Below are 19,657 nucleotides of genomic sequence, written 5' to 3'. Positions count from 1 at the left end.
CATCGTGACCCATAAACCGCTTCATTATTTCTTTGTTGGGATCGGCGGCAGCGGCATGGCACCGCTGGCCGACCTTGTGCGTGGCCACGGGCATCGTGTATCCGGATCGGATCGCGGGTTTGACCAGGGGAAAAGTCCCGATAAGGCCAAAACCCTGACCGATGCAGGCATTACGTTGTGCCCGCAGGATGGGTCTGGCGTGACATCCGATGTGGATGTTCTGGTCGTGTCCAGTGCGGTGGAAGATACCATCCCGGATGTTCAGGCGGCCAAGGCGCAGGGCGTTGTGATTAAAAAACGGGCCGAGGTGCTGGCCGAATTGTTCAATGCCGCGCGCGGTATTGGATTGGCCGGGACCAGTGGCAAGACGACGACCACGGGCATGACCGGTTTTATGCTGCATGAAATGGGCCAGGGGCCGACCATTTTCAATGGCGGGATTATGCCGGATTTTGTCGGGCATCCGAACAGCCTGATGGGCAACGCCGTCGCCGGTTCGGGCGATTTGTTCGCCGCCGAAATGGATGAAAGCGACGGGTCTATTGCCCTGTATCAACCCGCTGTAGCCGTTTTGAATAACATCACACTGGATCATAAGCCTATCGCGGAATTAGAACCGTTGTTCCATGATTTCCTGACCCGTGCGCGGGATGGGGCTGTGGTCAATCTGGACGACACCCATGCCGCCGCGATGGCCGGGGTGAATCCAAATACGGTGACGGTGGGTATTGATAATGATGCCGCGATGATCGTGGCGCGCAATGTGACGCCAACCGCAGGGGGCGTGGCGTTTGATGTGCATTCCGATGGGGCCGCGTATCATTGCAATATGAAGGTTCCGGGCCGGCACAACGTGTCGAACGCGCTGGCGGCCCTGGGGGTCGCGCGGGCGTTGGGGCTGGATTTTGCCAATGCGGTTGCGGCCTTGTCGAAATTTTCCGGTATTCGCCGCCGGATGGAGGTGCTGGGCACCGAAAACGGCGTGACCGTAATTGATGATTTCGGTCACAATCCGGATAAGATTGCGGCGTCGCTGGCCACACTGGCCGATCATCCGGGGCGCGTGATTGTGATGTTCCAGCCGCACGGGTTTGGCCCGATGAAGATGATGCGCGACGGGATCGTCAGCGCCTTTGCCGCCGGAACGCGGGATGGCGATGTTGTGATTATGCCGGAGATTTTTTATGCCGGTGGCACGGTGAACCGGAATATTTCATCCGCTGACTTAATTGGCGATATGGTCGGGCGCGGTGTTGATGCACGGTTTTGCAACAACCGGGACGATGCCGGGGCGCTGATGCTGTCGCTGGCGAAACCGGGGGACCGTCTGGTCATTATGGGTGCGCGCGATGATACGCTGACCGATTTTGGCTGCGGGTTGCTTAAAGCGTTACGCCCGGCACCAAAGGCGGCAAACGGCGTACAGCCGTAATCGTATCGTTACACGCTTTTTTCACATCACGGACCGGTTCGATGACCACCTGCATAAAGCGGGCGGTGGCGTTGATCATGTGTGTGCGGTTGACCATGATGCCAACATGGCCGGGGAAATAGACAATATCGCCGCGACGCAGATTTTTTAAGGAAATCGGCACGGCTTCGCCCACAACGTTTTCCTGCATATCCGCATCGCGGGGACAGGCAATGCCATTGCGTTGCAGGGCAATTTGCACCAGCCCCGAACAATCAATCCCGCCATGACCGCGTCCGCCATATAAATAGGGATCGCCCAAAAACATTTTGGCCGTGTCGACAATATCGGCCGGATTGGCCAGTGCATCCGCCTTGGCCATGATGTGATTTTGCGGCACCCACAACAGGCCATCATTAAACCGCACACCGACAAAACCGTCGATAATCAATTCGGTCGATTTCGGTTTGACCTGCGCCATGAAGGTCAGGGTCAGGCTGGGGCGAATTTTGAACGTGGGCGAGGGGTATAAATTCGCCATCCGTGTCGCGATGATATGCGTCGGTTCCGACAGGAAAGATTTTGTGCGAACGTCGTTGGTGGACATCCAGCCTTCGTATCCGTCCTGCGCGGAGGTGGCTGCGATCCAATGTTGATACAAATTGTTATCGCCGCGTACCGTTTCGCCGAACAACAACTGCGAGTCCCGCCGCCCGATCATCGGTTCGTGGGCGGGGCGGGTGCGGATCCATGTGGCCTGTGTGTTGACGATGTAGGTATTGGTCATGGGCAATCGGGCTTTATGTATCAAAATCAAAGGTGCCCCACCTTTGCAAAGATGGGGCACCCCGTCAAACCTTAATGTCCTGAAATCTTCAGGAATTATGCAGAGTAGTAGCGTTTTCCGCTGCTGGAGGCGGTGCGCACTTTTCCACCCTCAGCCGGGCGTTGGCCGCCCATCGGTCGGCCCGAAGGCTTCCCGCTGCCGTTTCCGCCATTGCCGCCCGGGCGGCGACCGAACGGGCGGTCACCATCACGCTTGGCAAAATCCCGGCGATTGCCGTCCGCGTCGCGGTTGCCGCGTTCCGGTCGGTTTCCGTCCCGGTCGGCATTGAGTTTTGGTTTGCGGTTGCCGAAGGAATCGTCGTTCCGACGCGGCGCGCCATCTTGACGCGGTCGGTCGGAGAATTCACGACGTGGACGGTCTTCGCGGGGACGATCGTCGCGGGGACGGTCATTGAACGGGCGGGTTCCGCGTTCGTTGTTTTGCGGGCGGTCCGCAAAATCACGGCGGGGGCGCTGTTCATCGAAGGACCGGTCGTTACTGTACGGGCGGTCTTTTTTCCATGTGTTGGGGCGCTCGTCACGATTGAAACGGTTCCCACGGTCGTCGTCACGCTTTTGGAACGGCCGATCGCCGCCGCGATCATCGCGGAAAGACGGGCGGTCGTTATAATCGCGGCGCGGACGATCTTCACGCGGGCGATCTTGACGCGGGCGGTCATCACGGGGACGGTCGTTGTTGAATGGGCGGTCGCCGAACGGCCGTTCGCTCCGAGGGCGGTCCTGCCGTGGGCGGTCGTCAAAATCACGACGCGGTTTGAAGCCTTCTTTTTTGTAGCCATCACGACCACCTTCTTCTTTTCTGTATCCATCACGTTTGAAACCATCACGCTTGAATCCGCCTTGTTTAAAGCCACCGGATTTGCGACCGAATGACGGGCGACCGCCATTTTCATCGCGGGATTCGTGTTTGTCGCCATTGGCGGGCGGGTTCATCAGCTTGTGAATAGCTTTCCATTTACCGCCATCTTCCGATGTCAGCAGGCACACGGCATTGCCTTCGGCTCCGGCGCGACCGGTACGGCCGATACGGTGGATGTAATCTTCAGCGCATTGGGGCAGGTCGTAGTTCACGACGTGTTCAATGTGCGGAATATCCAGGCCACGGGCGGCCACGTCGGTGGCAACCAGAATGCGGTATTTCTTGTCGCGGAAGCTGCGTATTACGCGGTCGCGCTTGTTCTGGCGCAAGTCACCGTGCAATGCTTCGGAACGGAAATCGTCCTGGGTCAGCTTGCGGGCCAAACGGTCGGCACCGTGTTTCGTTTTCACGAAAATGATCACGGACCCTTCGCGTTGATCCAGCTGGCCAACCAGCGCGTTGTATTTTTCGGAGTGGTTGGTGTGGACCAATTCCTGTTTGATTTTCGGAGCGGCGGTGGATTCTTCACCAATCGATACACGCTGCGGGTTTTTCAGGTATTGGGCCGACAGCTTGCTGATGTACGGCGGAATGGTGGCCGAGAACATCATCGTCTGGCGTTCTTTCGGCATGGTCCGGATGATCTTTTCGATCTGGATACCAAAACCCATGTCCAGCATACGGTCGGTTTCGTCCAGCACCAGGAAGTTGGCGTTGTCGAATTTAACCGTACCACGCAGCATGTGGTCGTTGATACGGCCCGGCGTGCCGATAATAATGCGCGGATGGGTGCGCAGTTGGCGCAATTGTTTGTCCATCGGTTCGCCACCGATCAGAACAGCCAGCGTCATCGACGGTTGGGAGCCCAGCATTTTGCGCACGATGTCAGCAACCTGAACCGCCAGCTCGCGGGTCGGTGTCATGATCAATGCGGCCGAATCCGGGAATTCGATCAGTTTGGCAATGATTGGGATTGCGAAAGCACCGGTTTTACCTGTGCCTGTCTGGGCGGAACCCAGAATGTCGTTGCCAGCAAGGGCAAGGGGGATAGCCTGGGCCTGAATCGGCGTCGGCGTTTCAAACTTCATATAGTCCAGCGCGCGCACGAGCGCGTCTGGCAGACCCATTTCATGGAAATTCTGCATCATCATCTCTTTTTGTCGTGTATGTCGGGACCAACACCTCCGGCACGACATGTGCCGGAGAAGGTCCTTGTTATTCTTCAGTCGAAGATTTAACCGTGTTGGTCCCTACACAAAAAGAGAGGGACGTCGTCGATTAGCCTAGATTAGGCTGCGTCGCGCAGGTCAGCGGCTGCGGTTTTACCGCGGCTTGTCACCAGCTCATAGCTTACTTTTTGACCTTCGTTCAGGGTGGACCAGCCAGCCTGTTGAACAGCGGAGATGTGAACGAAAACGTCCGCGCCACCTTGGTCAGGTTGAATGAAGCCGAAGCCTTTGGTGGTGTTGAACCATTTAACGGTACCTGTAGCCATAGTCGTAGTTTCCTTTATCAAGAAGTCGTTTTTAAAATAAAGAGTTTCGTATCCAGCCGTCCGTTTCCGGTAGGTGGCTGGTAAAACTCTTTGGTTCACGCTTGATGATTTTGGTCACAAGGCTGACAGGACGAAGAGTTATTACAGAACTCAATGCCCGCTATTAACCACAAATATTTACAGAAAACAAGTAAATTGTTGCGGGGCATGCATTTATTTACAGGCTGGAAATCGAAGAAAAAAGGTTTAGATTCAAACCCCAATATTCTTTTCTTTCATCCTTTGGGGGCCCTCCATGACCAAAATCGCAATTATCGTCGGCAGCATTCGTAAAGATTCGTCCAACCTGAAACTGGCCAAGGCCCTGGAAAAGCTGGGCGGCGGCCGTTTTAGCGCGGTTCACGTGCGGATTGATGATTTGCCGCTGTTTAACCAGGATCTGGAGGGCAATGTGCCGGCCGCGGTCACCCGCCTGAAAAACGAGATTGAGGGGGCGGATGGCGTGTTGTTTGTGACGCCGGAATATAACCGCTCCATCCCGGGTGTTCTGAAAAATGCAATTGACTGGGCGTCGCGCCCTTATGGCAAAAACTCGTTCGCGGGCAAGCCGGGGGCCATTTGTGGCACGTCACCGGGCGCAATCGGCACAGCGGTGGCACAAGCGCATTTGCGGTCCGTCACCGCCGGTTTTCTGGACATGGCCATGATGGCCCAGCCGGAGCTGTATCTGACCTTTAAAGACGGTCTGATCGACAGTGACGGGAACGTCAGCAGCCCGGACACGGCCAAATTCCTGACCGGGTTCGTGGACCGTTTCCTGAACCATGTCGGCGGTGCCGCCAAGGCGAAGGCAGCGTAACGCTTTCGCCCATTTTCCAAAACATATCCATGTCGCGGGGCATCATAAAAATGCCTGTGATCTATTGGGTTTTGCGCCACGCATGGGGTGGCGTGGGGCGGGTGTGTCCTTTAGATTTCCTTGTCTTGCACGTCATCCCGGCGAAAGCCGGGATCTTCCAGCCATAAGGGATGAAGACCACGGTCTGCACCGGGGTGACGATGAAGGGGAGGAAATGAAGGAAAAATGAAAACCACACCGCTGCACGCCGCCCACATTGCCCTGGGTGCGAAAATGGGCGAATTCGCCGGATATGATATGCCGCTTTACTACGGTGAAGGGGTGATCAAGGAACATGAATGGACGCGCAGCCATGCGGGCCTGTTCGATGTGTCGCATATGGGGCAGATGTTTGTGACCGGTGCGGGCGCAACCGCATTTTGGGAACATGTCACGCCGTCATCATTCGCCAATATTCCGGGTGGTCGCGCGAAATATTCCGTTCTGACCAACGAACGCGGCGGCACGGTGGATGATTTGATCGTCACGCGCATGGGGCCGGAAAAATTCTTCGCCGTCGTCAATGCCGGATGCAAGGACAAGGATTTCCCGTGGCTGCAATCGCACCTGCCATCCAATGCCCAGATGGACATTATCACGGACCGTGCCTTGATCGCGTTGCAGGGGCCGGAATCTGAGCGCGTTATGCGCGATGTGCTGGGCTTTGATGCATCGTTGATGCCGTATATGTGGATGGCGGAACATAACGATTTGTTGATCAGCCGTTTGGGCTATACCGGCGAAGATGGCTTTGAAATCAGCATCCCGGAACGCAATGCCGAAAAGGTGTGGAATGCGTTTATGGCGCACGACGCGGTGAAACCCGTTGGGCTGGCCGCGCGGGATTCCCTGCGTCTTGAAATGGGCTATCCGCTGTATGGGCATGAGTTGGAAGAAGATATCAGCGCCGTAGAAGCGGGCCTGAACTGGATCATCGCCAAGGATCATACCGACTATATCGGGGCCGAGGTCATTCGTGCCCATCTGGCCAACGGCACGGAACATGTGCGCGTAGGCATTCGCCTGACCGATAAGGGCGTCGCCCGCGAAGGCGCCGAAATTCGCAATGAGGTCGATGAAATCATTGGGACATTGAGCAGCGGCGGGTATTCCCCCAGCACGCAGGCCTCCATCGGCATGGGATATATCCAGGCCGAATATGCCGAAACCGGCCATAAAATTTTCGTCAATGTCCGTGGCCGCAATATTGCGGCAGAGATTTGCGCTCTGCCGTTCGTGTCCGCAAAAACCAAATCCATGAAAAAGAAGGAAGCAGCGTAATGAGCACTCTGAAATTTACCAAAGACCATGAATGGCTGAAAATCGAAGGCAATGACACGGCGGTGCTGGGCATTACCGATTACGCGCAAAACGCGCTCGGCGATCTGGTTTACGTTGAATTGCCGTCGATTGGCAAAAGCGTGAAGAAGGGCGAGCATTTCGCCGTTGTTGAATCCGTCAAAACCGCCGCCGAAGTGTACACGCCGGTGACGGGTGAAGTGGTTGCGGTGAATGATGATCTGTCGACCGATCCGGAATTGATCAAAAAGTCTTTGGAAGAAGGCTGGATCGCCAAAATCAAGATGACCAATGCCGATGAAATGGCTGGCCTGATGGATCAGGCGGCTTATGACGCGTTTGTAAAGACCCTTTAATCGTCATACCGGCGAAGGCCGGTATCCATAGGATAAGCCGTATGGACCCCGGCCCGCGCCGGGGTGACGGGGGGATGATGGAGAAGAAATTTTGGGTTTATATGCTGGCCAGTAAGGAATATGGGACGTTGTATATTGGCGTGACGTCCGATTTGAAAAAGCGCATATGGGAACACAAGAGTAAAGTTGCTGAAGGGTTTACAGAAAAATACGATGTTCAGAATCTTGTCTGGTTTGAAGAACATCAAAATGCCGAAAGCGCGATTACGCGCGAGAAGCAGATGAAAGAATGGAAACGTGAGTGGAAATTGAATCGTATCAAAGATATGAATCCTGAATGGAGAGATTTGTACGAGGATATTTGTAAGTAAAAACATAGCCGTCATACCGGCGAAGGCCGGTATCCATAGGATGGATCGTGTGGACCCCGGCCTTCGCCGGGGTGACGAATGAGAGGAGTGAGAAAGAGATGCGCTATCTTCCCCAGACACAAAATGCCCGTAAAGCCATACTGGACGCCATTGGCGTCGCCAGTGTGGACGATCTGTTCGTTGACGTTCCAGCGAAGGCGCGGATGAAGGGGACGATCGATTTGCCCCCGCATATGGGTGAGTTGGCGGTGGAGCGTGCGTTGTCCGCTTATGCGAACCAGAACCATGCGGCGGGCGCGGGGCCGTTCTTTCTGGGGGCCGGGTGTTATTACCACCATGTCCCGGCCAGCGTGGATTACATTATCCAGCGGTCGGAATTCCTGACCGCCTATACACCGTATCAGCCGGAAATTGCGCAGGGCACCCTGACCGCGATTTTCGAATTCCAGACCTTTATCGCGCAGCTGACCGGGCAGGATATCGCCAACGCGTCCATGTATGATGGCGCAACATCCTGTACCGAAGCCGCGTTGATGGCGATGCGCCTGACCGGACGGGGCCGCGTGATCGTGGGCAACGACCTGCATCCACATTATTGGGATGTGTTGAAATCCGGGGTGCGTGGGTGTGAACAAAAAACATTCAAAACCATCAAGGATGATGAAGCCGATGTGGCTTGTATCATCGTGCAGTGCCCGGATTTTCTGGGTCAACCGGTGCAATATGCCGAATGGCGCGCGTTGTGCGACGCTTTGGGCGCGAAGCTGGTTGTTGTGATCAATGAAATCGTCTCGCTGGGTCTGCTGCCTGCGCCGAGCATGGCGGATATTGTTTGCGGTGAAGCGCAATCGATTGGTCTGGCGATGGGGTTTGGCGGGCCGCATTTGGGATTCTTTGCCTGCCGCACCGAATATGTCCGGCAAATGCCGGGCCGTTTGGTCGGGGAAACGGTGGATGCGGATGGAAAACGCGCCTTCGTTTTGACCCTGAACACGCGGGAACAACATATCCGCCGGGAAAAGGCGACATCGAACATCTGCACGAACCAAGGACTGTGCGCGCTGGCGTTCACGGTTCATATGGGATTGTTGGGTGAGGGTGGGTTCAAGCAACTGGCCCGCATCAACCATGAACGTGCCGGAATGCTGGCCGATGCGCTGGCGAAAGTGCCGGGCGTGAAAGTGGTGAATGATACGTTCTTCAACGAATTCGTTGTTGAATTGTCCAAACCATCGGCAAGCGTCGTCGATCAATTGGCGGCCAAGGGCATTATTGCCGGGTTCGCGCTGGACGGGAACCGCTTGCTGGTTGCCGCAACGGAAATGACGGAAGCATCGGATATTGACGCGTTCTGCAACGCTTTGACCGAGGTGTTGAAATGAGCGCCGAACGGAAAATTGAAAGTCAGGTAAGTACCATGATGGCAAAAGAATTGAACGGCGGATCGCGCGGATTGCATTACGAAGAAAGCCTGCTCTGGGAAAAAGAGCGGAGCGATCATTCCGGTGTTGATTTTCCGCAAGTGAAAAATTTCAAAAACCGCACGGGTCAAACCGAACGCGGTGATATTGGCCTGCCGCAAGTGTCCGAACCGCAAGTGGTGCGTCACTTCGTGCGCCTGTCCACGCTGAACTATTCAATCGACAGCGGGTTTTTCCCCCTGGGGTCTTGCACGATGAAGCATAACCCGCGCCTGAACGAACGTATGGCGCGTTTGCCCGGTTTTGCACATGTTCACCCGCTGCAACCGCAACAAACCATTCAGGGCGCGTTGCGTGTGATGCATGATTTGCAACATTGGTTGGCGACCTTGACCGGGTTGCCGGGCGTATGCCTGTCCCCGGCGGCCGGGGCGCATGGTGAATTGGCGGGGGTGATGACGATCCGCCGCGCGCATGAGCAAAAGGGCAACGCCCATAAAACCGTTATGTTGATCCCGGATTCCGCGCATGGCACCAACCCGGCAACGGCGGCCATGTGCGGATACACGATCCGCGTGATCCCGACCAAGGAAACTGGCCGGATGAGCGTTGAGGCGTTTAAGGAAGCCCTGGGCGATGGTCACGATGTGGCCGGCATGATGGTGACAAATCCGAACACATGCGGGTTGTTTGAACGTGAAATCGTTGAAATTGCCGATTTGCTGCACAAGGCCGGGGCGTATTTCTATTGCGATGGTGCAAACTTTAACGCGCTTGTCGGTCGTGTGCGCCCGGCGGATTTTGGCGTGGATGTCATGCACATCAATTTGCACAAAACATTTTCCACCCCGCATGGCGGCGGCGGCCCGGGTTCGGGACCGATTTGCGTGACCAATGAATTGGCCCCGTATATGCCGGTTCCCACGGTGGTGAAACAGGGCGAAACATACGTGCTGGAAACCGAAGACATGCGCCCGACCACATTGGGCCGTTTGAAGGGGTTCCATGGTCAGTTCGGTATGCATATCCGTGCATTGGCCTATATGATGTCGCACGGCGGCGATGGTTTGCGTCAGGTGTCGGAGGATGCCGTATTGAACGCGAACTATATCCTCAGCCAGTTGAAGGACGTTTATAACGTGCCGTTTGACGGGCCGTGTATGCATGAATGCCTGCTGACCGAAAAAGTACAGAAGGAAAAGGGCGTATCCACATTGGATATTGCCAAAGCCTTGGTCGAATACGGGTTCCACCCGATGACGGTGTATTTCCCGTTGGTGGTTCAGGGCGCGATGCTGATCGAACCGACCGAAACGGAAAGCAAGGACAGCCTGGATCGTTTTATTGGCGTTATGCGCCATATTGCCGACATGGTTGAAACCGGGCAGGGCGATGAGCTGCACGAATATCCGCGTAGCACGCCACGTCGTCGATTGGACGAGGTTAAAGCGGCCCGGTTCCCGAAATTGCGTTGGACCAAAGAATAAAGTTTTCAATTATCCCGGGATGTTCCCGGGATAATTATTTTCATTCATGGAGAAGTCGAAAATGATCCGTGTCTTGCTTGGTATTTTCTGTGTTTTGGTTGTTCTGCCGTTCAGCGCGCAGGCCGCGGACGGGTTGATCAAGCAATCGGTCACGGTGAATGGTGTGGAGCGTGACTACCTCATCCATCTGCCCGCTGGGTTTAAACCCAAGGCTGGGCCGTATCCGGTCGTGATGGCCTATCACGGCGGTGGCGGCACGCCGGAGGGCATGGCGGATATGACTCGCCTGAACGACACGGCGGATAAATACGGCTTTATCGCCGTGTATCCGGAGGGCACGGCGCCGGAGGGGAAAAACCGCTTTCGTACCTGGAACGCGGGTACCTGTTGCGGCCCGGCGATGGAGCAGAAGGTGGATGATGTGGCCTATTCATCCGCCATCATGGATGAATTGCGCGATACATTCCGCGCCGACCCCAAACGCATTTACCTGACCGGGCATTCCAATGGGGCGATGATGGTTTATCGGCTGGCTTGTGCCTTGTCCGAACGTGTGGCGGCGGTTGCGGCCAATGCGGGACAAAACGTGTTCCATGCGTGCCCCGATGCGCGGCCCATGCCGGTCATGCATATTCATGGTACGGCGGATAAATGCGCGTTGTATGGCGGCGGGACATGCGGCGGGTGTTTTTCCGATTTCCTTGGTGGCGGGGATGATAGCGGCGAAAGCTGGGGATGTCTGGGCGTGCGTGAATCCCTATGGCGGCGGGCACGGGATTACGGCTGTACCCGTAAAACCGAAATTACCGACAAGCGCCGGAACATAACCTGTGAACGCTGGGCCGGGTGCACGGTGTATGAGGGCGAGGTGACCTTATGCAGTGTGGCCGGGGGCGGGCATAACTGGCCCGGTGGGACCACGGGGCTGAAACTGTGCGAAAGCCGTCCTAATGGGGCGTTGTGCCGGAAATGGACGCAGGCCACGGGGCCCTATAATGACGATATTCCGTTAAACGACATGATGTGGACGTTTTTTAAACGGTGGGAACGTCCATAATTCCATCTATACAGATTTTCCAATTCCGTTATGATTTTTAGAATCGTGCACAACAAAGCCTGACAGGGAGATACGCGGGTGCTGATCGGATTTGTGTTCTTTTACATGCTGGTGTCTATCGCCATTGGTTTATATGCGGCCCGCCGGGTGCATTCATCCAGTGACTATGTTCTGGCCGGACGGTCTTTGCCTGTCTACATCACCATCGCCACCGTGTTTGCGACCTGGTTCGGATCGGAAACGGTTCTGGGCATTCCCGCGACCTTTATTGAAGAAGGGATTGGCGGCGTTGTGTCCGACCCGTTTGGGGCGGCGCTGTGCCTGATTTTGGTTGGTCTGATTTTCGCTGGCCCGTTATACCGCATGAAGCTTCTGACCATCGGTGATTTTTATAAACGCACCTATGGCCGTTCTGTGGAATTGCTGGTGTCCATCTGTATCTGCATCAGCTATCTGGGCTGGGTTGCGGCACAGATTATGGCGTTGGGTCTGGTGTTTAACCTGCTGACCCATGGTGGCATTACCCAGGAATGGGGCATGGTGCTGGGGCTGGGTATCGTTCTGATCTACACGATTTTCGGTGGTATGTGGTCGGTGGCCATGACCGATTTTATGCAGATGATTATGATTGTCGTGGGCTTGTTTATCATTTCCTTCTTCATCAGCAACATGGCCGGTGGGGTTGATGTGGTGGTCACGGCGGCGGTTGATGCCGGGAAATTTGACAATTTCTGGCCCGAAATGACGTTGCCGGGCATTCTGGCGTTTCTTGCGGCGTGGATGACAATGGGCTTTGGCTCCATCCCGCAACAGGACGTGTTCCAGCGCGTGATGTCGGCGAAAAGCGAGAAGGCCGCGATTGGCGGTACGGTGACCGGGGGTGTGCTGTACCTGCTGTTCGCGTTTATTCCGATCTATCTGGCCTATTCCGCGTTTGTGATCCAGCCGGAGATTGTGGCCCTGCAACTGGAACAAGACAGCCAGATTATTCTGCCGTCTTTGATTCTGGAACACACGCCGATCTGGGTGCAGGTGATGTTCTTTGGTGCGGTGTTGTCGGCGATTATGTCGACGGCATCGGGCACGTTGCTGGCCCCGTCGGTTACGTTTGCGGAAAACATTGCGCGCGGGTTCCTGAAAAACATGGATGACCGTCATTTCCTGACCCTGATCCGGGGCAGCGTTGTGGGATTTGCGGGGATCGTTTTGGTCATCGCGCTCAACAGCGAATTGTCCATTTTCGAGATGGTTGAAAATGCGTACAAGGTGACATTGGCCGGGGCGATTGTGCCGTTGTTTGCGGGTATTTACTGGAAACGCGCCAACACGCCGGGGGCTATGGCCGCCATCATTCTGGGGATTGGCACATGGATTATCATGGAGTTTATCTCGCCGGAGGGTGAGGGGATTTGCCCGCCGCAACTGGCCGGGTTTGTGGCGTCGTGCTTTGGTATGATTGTCGGCAGTTTGGTCACCAAACAATCCGCCCGCCCCGCAGAAGCGGTTTAATAAAAGACAAAAAGAAAAACCCCGGCGACGTGCCGGGGTTTTTTATTGGGTGCATTTAGAATTTTAATGTCGCGATATAATCGTTCAGCGCTTTACGTGCATCGTTGAGTTTGACCTCGATGGCGGCCTCGCTGCTGGCTAGCTTGTCCAGGGCGTTTTCCTGTTCTTCCAGCTGTTTCAAATAGCGTTTTCCAAGCTTGTTGTTTGGGGCCACGGTTTCAAGATTTTGGCGCAGGCGTTCCTGATCCGCGTAAATCTGGCTGCGCGTGTTTTCGATCTGGCGCAGGGCTGTTTCCTGTTCGGCTACGGCGGCGCGCAGAACTTTGACCTGATCCATGGCTTTGCGCAGATCATCGGGCAAATCCTTGCCCATCGCGGCCATACGGGCATCCAGATCGGCTTCGTTCATATAGGTCAGGGCCATCGTTTCCGCATCATCACGGCGCAATGTGATGGACATTGACTGGCTTTCACCCTTTTTCACATTCAGGGTCAGGCGGTAATGAGTGGATGTAACATCCGGTTCACCTTCATACCCCTTCGGCATGATCAATTCCCAGCCATCGCGGCGTGGGTGTTCGATCACGATTTCGCGATCTTCATTCGCCGGGGCCTTGGCCGTATAGGTCGTTGTGTTGCGCCATGACACTTTCTGGGTGAACGTGCCATTGGCAATGGTGATCAGGCCCAGTTGGCGGTCATCTTCGGTTTTCTGCTCGATATTGGTTTTTGTATCCAGTGCGAAAGAAATAAATCGATCTTCACCCGCCGGGATCAGCGGCATTTCCGCATCCCCAACATGGACCAGATTGGGCGCACCACCATCGAACAAGGTCAGGATGCCGGGGGGCAGGCCCGTATCGCCGTCATTCTTGACCTTCACCGCCGCCAAGGGATGCGCGGAATTGGTTTCGGGTTGATAGACGTAGAGGCGTTGAGCATCCATCTTCTCGCTGATAAACGGTACCATCAGGCTGTCGCCCGCAGGCAATGTGACCGGCGTGGGGAAGGTAAACAGCATTTGTGTCGCCGTTTCGGCCGCCAGTGCGGTTTGGGCCGCGGCCATATCGGGCGGCGCGACGGACGGCATATAAGATTCAGTGGCCCCGTAATTGGCGGCGGAATCCATCGCCATTTCCGCCATGGCGGGCGCAGGCGCAGCGGCGGCCAGCATTTGCATTTCTGCGCCGCCGCCATACCCTTCGGCTTTGCGCAGGACACGCTCGCGGGATTTTTGTTCAATCTGTTCGGCGGTGCCAATTGTACCGCCATCAACGCGCGGCATAACACGGTCTATAACCTTGACGGGCAGATTGGTGCGCGGCAGGTAATAGCTTTCATACAAGGCCTGCGTATAGGTCACGGGCGATCCGGACGTGATGGTGACGGCCACGTCATTCCAATCCTGTCCAGTGGTATTTTCCAGCACGGCCCAGCCCTGGATCAGTGCGGTTTTATCCTCGGCCCCTTCATTCGGCAGGACGAGGCGATAGGTGCTTTTCCACAACGGCGCGGCTTGCAGATAGGCCAGGGCCACATCGCGTTTTCCTTCGCCGTTCAGCGTGACGTTCAATGTGCGTTGGTCTTTCACACGGTTGGTGTAGACGGCTTCCAACGCGCGGGTGATTTGGTCCTGTACCGCTTTTTCCGTGAATTGCACGGCGTTCAGATTTTCCATGACGGCGGATTTCATGCCCGTATCGCTCATCACTGTGACGCGGTGGCGGGTGATGGTTCCGGCATCGGTTTTTTCGGTTTCGCTGGTCACGCCGATCAATCGGCCCGTAATGCCGCCATCAAGGCTAACCTGTGCACCTTTCAGTGCGTTCAGCAGCGTGACGGGGGATTGCAAATCGGCCTGTGTGAATGGTAAATCGCGGAACGCTTCGTCCAAAGGCTGGCGACCCGGCAGGTTTACGCCGCCAATGGTGCCCAGCGTATCAAAGACAACCAGGCTTTTCAGCGCGTCATCGACCTGATCCAACCGCACGGGCAAGGCGATGTCGGCATTGCCTTCAATCGTACCCGCATGTTCGTACAATGCGACACCGCTGGTCGAAATGACCGCGCGTTTCAACGGCAATTCATCGGCAAAAACCGGCGTGGCCATAAACAGGGCCGAAGCCAGAAGGGCGAAGCGCAATTTTGTCATGACAATCATCCTTATTTGGAACCGGTGAAGAGTTTCGGAATAGTGGCCCAGGCTTTGTAATATTCTTTTTGCAAGGTTTTGGCTTTTAACGCCTGTTCGGTTGGGCGCATGGTGTATTTGCTTTCAAACATGAAGGCCAATGTGCCATCCAGTTTGACGGGTTGAAGGTTTGCGTTGCTGGCCTTCTCAACCACGTCAGCATCGGGGCCGTGGCCGCACATGCAATTGTGCAGGGAACAGCCGCCGGGGGCGAATTCACCGCCTTCTTCGGATTCCTTGCCGTCATAGACGCCGAAGATCAGGCCCATAAATTCGCTCATCAAATTGCGATGGAAGTATGGCGGGCGGAATGTGTTTTCGGCCACCATCCAGCGCGGTGGGAAAATCACGAAATCAACATTCGCCGTACCCGCCGGATGGGACGGTGATGTCAGGACGGTGAAGATGGATGGGTCCGGGTGGTCGAACGACACCGAATTGATGGTGTTGAAGTTTTTCAAATCGTATTTATACGGCGCGTAATTGCCGTGCCATGCCACGACGTTCAACACTGAATGGGTGTAATCGGCGCGCCATGTTTTACCGCAGAATTTTGCGATGACTTCGTAATCACCCTCTTTATCCTCATACCACGCAACGGGGGTCAGGAAATCACGCGGGTTGGCCAGACCGTTGGCGCCAATCGGGCCGAGGTCGGGCAATTGGAAGGGCTGGCCATAGTTTTCGCACACATAACCGCGCGCAGCCCCCGTAGGCAGATCAACAGCGAATTTAATGCCGCGCGGAATAACCGCAATCTCGCCGGGGGCGCAATCAATGATGCCCATTTCGGTTTTCAGGCGCAGTGTGCCCTGCTGCGGCACAATCAACATTTCGCCATCAGCGTTGTAGAAGAAGCGGTTATGCATGGCCGCGTTACACGCATACAAGTGAACGGCCAGACCAGACCATGAATCCGCATCGCCATTCCCCGCAATGGTGAACAGGCTGTCGACCCAATCGACGCCCTTGGCGGGGATCGGGTGCGGGTCCCATCGCAATTGGCTGGATGGTGTGTCGGTGCCATTGAACGGGGTGCTGAACAAGGTCGGATGCTTATACGCCTCATACGGTTTGTGACAGACGGAGGGCAGGATGCGGTACAGCCAGCTGCGCTTGTTCGTTGCGCGCGGGGCGGTAAAGGGGGAACCCGTCAATTGTTCGGCATACAGGCCATAGGCCGGTTTCTGGGGTGAGTTCTGGCCCTCAGGCAACGCGCCGGGCAGGGATTCCGTTGCGAACTCATTGCCAAAGCCGGACATGTATTGCGGATCGTGTGCGGTCATTTGTGGGCCTTCCTGTTGGACGTTTTGTGCGGGAGACAGGATACAGCAAAAACAGATATGGCTCTAATGCATTGATATGTTTAACATATTCATCTTGTTTGACGGGGCTTGTTGTGTGCTTTATGGAATGTTGAGCCATAATTTCAGGCCCTCGAGGTCATAAACAGGCAGAGGAGATGTTTTCATGAATATTCTTCGCGAGGTGTTTAACAATCTGGTTCAGTCCTATAAGGACGCGAAAGCCCACCGCACCATGATGGGCGCGATGCGCACGGCCATTGAAAACGCCGATGCTCAGGGATTGTCCAAAATTCTGGATACGATCGAGCTGGACGAGTTTCAGAAAGATGATTTTGTACGGGCCATTATTCGCCAAAACGATCTGGCCGTATTCAATGTGGCGATGGGCAGAATGCTGGGGCATAACGTGAATTATTCCCTGTCCGATGTTCAAATTCCGCATGCGCCCTATAGCGGTGGGACCAGCACCACGGCGCGAACGCCGATTGTGGCCTATGCTATTCAAAATGGTGCCGATCAAATTGCGTTGGCTTTGGTGAATAATACGCGGACCAATATTTCGGCGCGTATTGAATTTGATATCTGTACGGCGTTCAGTGTCATGAAAACGTATGGCCCGACGTTGCATGAAATGGCAACGCAGGCGGGGATGAACGATGTCGTGCGCGCATTGGCGGAACGTGGTGCTTCACCGCGGCCTCCATCATGTGGGGATGGATGTTTTCACGCGTGATATAAAAACAAAAACCCCCGGATTTCCGGGGGTTTTATTTATCAATCCCAGTTCAGGATGACTTTCCCGCACTGGCCAGATTTCATGGCTTCGAACCCGTCGATATATTGGTCGATGGGTAAGCGATGGGTGATGACATCACGGATGTTCAGCCCGGATTGCAGCATGGACACCATTTTGTACCATGTTTCATACATTTCCCGGCCGTAGATCCCCTTGATAATCAGGCCCTTGAAAATCACCTGATTCCAGTCGATATCCATTTTTCCGCCGGGCGGAATCCCCAGCAGGGCGATTTTGCCGCCATTCATCATGTTGCCGATCATCTGCTGGAACGCGCTTTCCACGCCGGACATTTCTAGACCAACGTCAAAGCCTTCCTTCATGCCCAGATTGGCCATGACATCGGATAATTTTTCGTTGGCCACGTTGACCGCACGCGTGGCCCCCATTTTTTCGGCGAGTTGCAGGCGGTACGGGTTCACATCAGTAATCACCACATGGCGCGCGCCGGCATGTTTGCAAATGGGCACAGCCATGCACCCAATCGGCCCGGCCCCGGTGATCAACACATCTTCACCGACCAGATCGAAGGACAAGGCGGTGTGAACGGCATTGCCGAACGGGTCGAAAATGGCGGCCAATTCATCGTCAATGTCATCCGGAATGGGGAAGACGTTGTCAGCCGGAATGGACAGAAATTCGGCAAAGCTGCCCGGGCGATTGACGCCAACGCCCAATGTGTTCGGGCACAAATGACGTTTGCCCGCGCGGCAATTGCGGCAATGACCGCAGACGATATGTCCTTCGCCGGACACGCGTTGGCCCTGTTTCAGGTGCTTGACCTCGGACCCGACCTTTTCAATCACGCCAACATATTCATGGCCCACGACCATCGGCACGGGAATGGTTTTCTGCGCCCACTGGTCCCATTTGTAAATGTGCAAATCCGTGCCGCAGATGGCGGATTTTTTAATACGGATCAGAACATCATTAGGGCCAATATCCGGCTTCAGGCTGTCCGCCATCCAAATGCCGGGTTCCGATTTTGCTTTCATCAGGGATTTCATGGTCAGTGTCCTCTATCGTTACTTTCTTTCTCGTCACTCCGGCGCAGGCCGGAGTCCATACGGTCTATTGCATGGATACCGGCCTTCGCCGGTATGACGGTTGTGTATTTTATTTCCGTTTATGCGGCTTTCTTCAAAATGCCCAGTTCTTTACCAACCTCGGCAAACGCCGCAATGGCCTTGTCCAATTGCGCACGGGTATGCGCGGCGGACATTTGGGTGCGGATGCGGGCTTTGCCTTGCGGCACGACGGGATAGGAGAAACCGACAACGTATACGCCGCGTTTCAGCATGGCGTCGGCGAATTGTGTGGCCAAAGCCGCGTCATAAATCATCACCGGAATAATCGGGTGGTCGCCGGGGGCGAGTTCAAAGCCCAGTTTGGTCATTTCGGCGCGGAAATACTGGCTGTTGTCCTTCAGGCGCTGCCGCAGATCGGCACCGCCTTTGCCGGAGAGTTTATCCAGTGTGGCCACAGCCGTCGCGGTAATCACCGGGGCCAGCGTGTTGGAGAACAGATACGGGCGGGAGCGCTGGCGCAGCCATTCAATCACCTGTTTCGGGCCGGAGGTGTAACCACCCGATGCGCCGCCCAGGGCCTTGCCCAGCGTGCCGGTGATAATATCCACCCGGTCCTGCACGCCCCAATATTCCGGGGTGCCTTTGCCGTTTGGTCCGGTGAATCCGACCGCGTGGCTGTCATCCACCATGACCATGGCGTCGTATTTTTCGGCCAGATCACAGATGGCGGGCAGGTTGGCGAGGAAGCCGTCCATCGAGAATACGCCGTCGGTGGCGATCAAACGGTGGCGGCAATCTTTGGCCTCGATCAATGCTTTTTCCAGATCGGCCATGTCGTTGTTTTTGTAACGCCAGCGTTTCGCCTTGCACAGGCGGATGCCGTCGATGATGCTGGCGTGGTTCAATTCGTCGCTGATAATCGCGTCTTCCTCACCCAGCAGGGTTTCAAACAACCCGCCATTGGCATCGAAGCAGGAGGAGTAGAGGATGGTGTCTTCGGTGCCCAGAAATTCGCTGATGCTGCGTTCCAGCGTTTTGTGAATGTCCTGTGTCCCGCAGATAAAACGGACGGAGGCCATACCGAAGCCGTGGGAATCCAGCGTATCCTTTGCCGTGTCGATCAGATCCTGATCGTTCGCCAGCCCCAGATAGTTGTTGGCGCAGAAATTCAGAACATGGTCGCCGCTGGCCACCGTGATGTCCGCGCTTTGCGGCGAGGTGATGATGCGTTCGCTTTTATACAGTCCAGCGGCGCGGACGGCGGCAATTTCGCGGTCCAGATGAGCGAGCAGGGCGGTTTTCATCGGTATAATCCTTTATCTCTTG

General features: G+C 55.5%; 17 protein-coding genes. 10 read left to right on the top strand and 7 right to left on the bottom strand.

The features are described from left to right. Window positions 1–4: 4 nt before the first annotated feature. Complete coding sequence (locus tag MICA_RS06695) at window positions 5–1,432, top strand: UDP-N-acetylmuramate--L-alanine ligase (protein WP_014102958.1); 1,428 nt, start codon at window positions 5–7, stop codon at window positions 1,430–1,432. Here MICA_RS06695 and MICA_RS06690 read toward each other — a convergent pair. The 3 genes from MICA_RS06690 to MICA_RS06680 form a co-directional block, all read right to left on the bottom strand. Beyond that, window positions 1,383–2,198, bottom strand: coding sequence for a C40 family peptidase (locus tag MICA_RS06690; protein WP_014102957.1), 816 nt, complete (start codon window positions 2,196–2,198; stop codon window positions 1,383–1,385). The genes MICA_RS06695 and MICA_RS06690 overlap by 50 nt on opposite strands. A 95-nt stretch (window positions 2,199–2,293) precedes the next feature. After that, the gene (locus MICA_RS11880; RefSeq protein ID WP_236619860.1) at window positions 2,294–4,267 is read right to left on the bottom strand and encodes a DEAD/DEAH box helicase; all 1,974 of its coding nucleotides are present in this window, start codon (window positions 4,265–4,267) and stop codon (window positions 2,294–2,296) included. 137 nt (window positions 4,268–4,404) lie between these two features. Further along, entirely contained in the window at window positions 4,405–4,611 is a 207-nt protein-coding gene (locus tag MICA_RS06680) for a cold-shock protein (protein ID WP_014102955.1), read from the bottom strand. A gap of 295 nt (window positions 4,612–4,906) precedes the next feature. Between MICA_RS06680 and MICA_RS06675 the strand changes: the two genes are divergently transcribed. From MICA_RS06675 to MICA_RS06640, 8 genes are all read left to right on the top strand, one after another. Continuing rightward, window positions 4,907–5,470 carry an NADPH-dependent FMN reductase gene (locus MICA_RS06675; protein WP_014102954.1) on the top strand — a complete coding sequence of 188 codons (564 nt, stop codon included), beginning with the start codon at window positions 4,907–4,909 and terminating at the stop codon, window positions 5,468–5,470. 225 nt (window positions 5,471–5,695) lie between these two features. Continuing rightward, window positions 5,696–6,790 carry a glycine cleavage system aminomethyltransferase GcvT gene (gcvT, locus tag MICA_RS06670; RefSeq protein ID WP_014102953.1) on the top strand — a complete coding sequence of 365 codons (1,095 nt, stop codon included), beginning with the start codon at window positions 5,696–5,698 and terminating at the stop codon, window positions 6,788–6,790. After that, window positions 6,790–7,164 (top strand): glycine cleavage system protein GcvH, encoded by a 375-nt coding sequence (gene gcvH, locus MICA_RS06665; protein ID WP_014102952.1) that lies wholly within the window; start codon window positions 6,790–6,792, stop codon window positions 7,162–7,164. The genes gcvT and gcvH overlap by 1 nt, the downstream gene beginning before the upstream one ends. A 41-nt stretch (window positions 7,165–7,205) precedes the next feature. Continuing rightward, on the top strand, window positions 7,206–7,535 hold the full coding sequence (locus tag MICA_RS06660) for a GIY-YIG nuclease family protein (RefSeq protein ID WP_014102951.1): 330 nt from the start codon (window positions 7,206–7,208) through the stop codon (window positions 7,533–7,535). 98 nt (window positions 7,536–7,633) lie between these two features. Continuing rightward, the gene (gene gcvPA, locus MICA_RS06655; RefSeq protein ID WP_014102950.1) at window positions 7,634–8,917 is read left to right on the top strand and encodes an aminomethyl-transferring glycine dehydrogenase subunit GcvPA; all 1,284 of its coding nucleotides are present in this window, start codon (window positions 7,634–7,636) and stop codon (window positions 8,915–8,917) included. Beyond that, on the top strand, window positions 8,914–10,443 hold the full coding sequence (gene gcvPB, locus MICA_RS06650; RefSeq protein ID WP_014102949.1) for an aminomethyl-transferring glycine dehydrogenase subunit GcvPB: 1,530 nt from the start codon (window positions 8,914–8,916) through the stop codon (window positions 10,441–10,443). Before gcvPA ends, gcvPB begins: the two co-directional genes overlap by 4 nt. Before the next feature lie 61 nt (window positions 10,444–10,504). Continuing rightward, a complete protein-coding gene (locus MICA_RS06645; protein ID WP_014102948.1) occupies window positions 10,505–11,500 on the top strand; it encodes an extracellular catalytic domain type 1 short-chain-length polyhydroxyalkanoate depolymerase in 996 nt (331 codons plus the stop codon). A 78-nt stretch (window positions 11,501–11,578) separates the two neighbouring features. Next, window positions 11,579–13,009 (top strand): sodium:solute symporter family protein, encoded by a 1,431-nt coding sequence (locus tag MICA_RS06640; RefSeq protein WP_014102947.1) that lies wholly within the window; start codon window positions 11,579–11,581, stop codon window positions 13,007–13,009. 55 nt (window positions 13,010–13,064) lie between these two features. On the opposite strand, the gene MICA_RS06635 is transcribed toward MICA_RS06640, so the two are convergent. Next, window positions 13,065–15,161 (bottom strand): hypothetical protein, encoded by a 2,097-nt coding sequence (locus MICA_RS06635; protein ID WP_014102946.1) that lies wholly within the window; start codon window positions 15,159–15,161, stop codon window positions 13,065–13,067. A gap of 11 nt (window positions 15,162–15,172) precedes the next feature. Further along, entirely contained in the window at window positions 15,173–16,486 is a 1,314-nt protein-coding gene (hmgA, locus tag MICA_RS06630) for a homogentisate 1,2-dioxygenase (protein WP_014102945.1), read from the bottom strand. 184 nt (window positions 16,487–16,670) lie between these two features. Between hmgA and MICA_RS06625 the strand changes: the two genes are divergently transcribed. Then, entirely contained in the window at window positions 16,671–17,240 is a 570-nt protein-coding gene (locus tag MICA_RS06625) for a hypothetical protein (RefSeq protein ID WP_014102944.1), read from the top strand. 41 nt (window positions 17,241–17,281) lie between these two features. Here MICA_RS06625 and tdh read toward each other — a convergent pair whose 3' ends face one another. Further along, entirely contained in the window at window positions 17,282–18,310 is a 1,029-nt protein-coding gene (tdh, locus tag MICA_RS06620) for an L-threonine 3-dehydrogenase (protein WP_014102943.1), read from the bottom strand. Between the two features lie 119 nt (window positions 18,311–18,429). Then, entirely contained in the window at window positions 18,430–19,635 is a 1,206-nt protein-coding gene (locus MICA_RS06615; protein ID WP_014102942.1) for a glycine C-acetyltransferase, read from the bottom strand. Window positions 19,636–19,657: the final 22 nt, after the last annotated feature.

Source organism: Micavibrio aeruginosavorus ARL-13, from assembly GCF_000226315.1.
In the GTDB taxonomy this organism is placed as follows: Bacteria; Pseudomonadota; Alphaproteobacteria; order Micavibrionales; family Micavibrionaceae; genus Micavibrio; species Micavibrio aeruginosavorus_B.
This window is presented reverse-complemented; position numbering and strand designations above follow the sequence as displayed.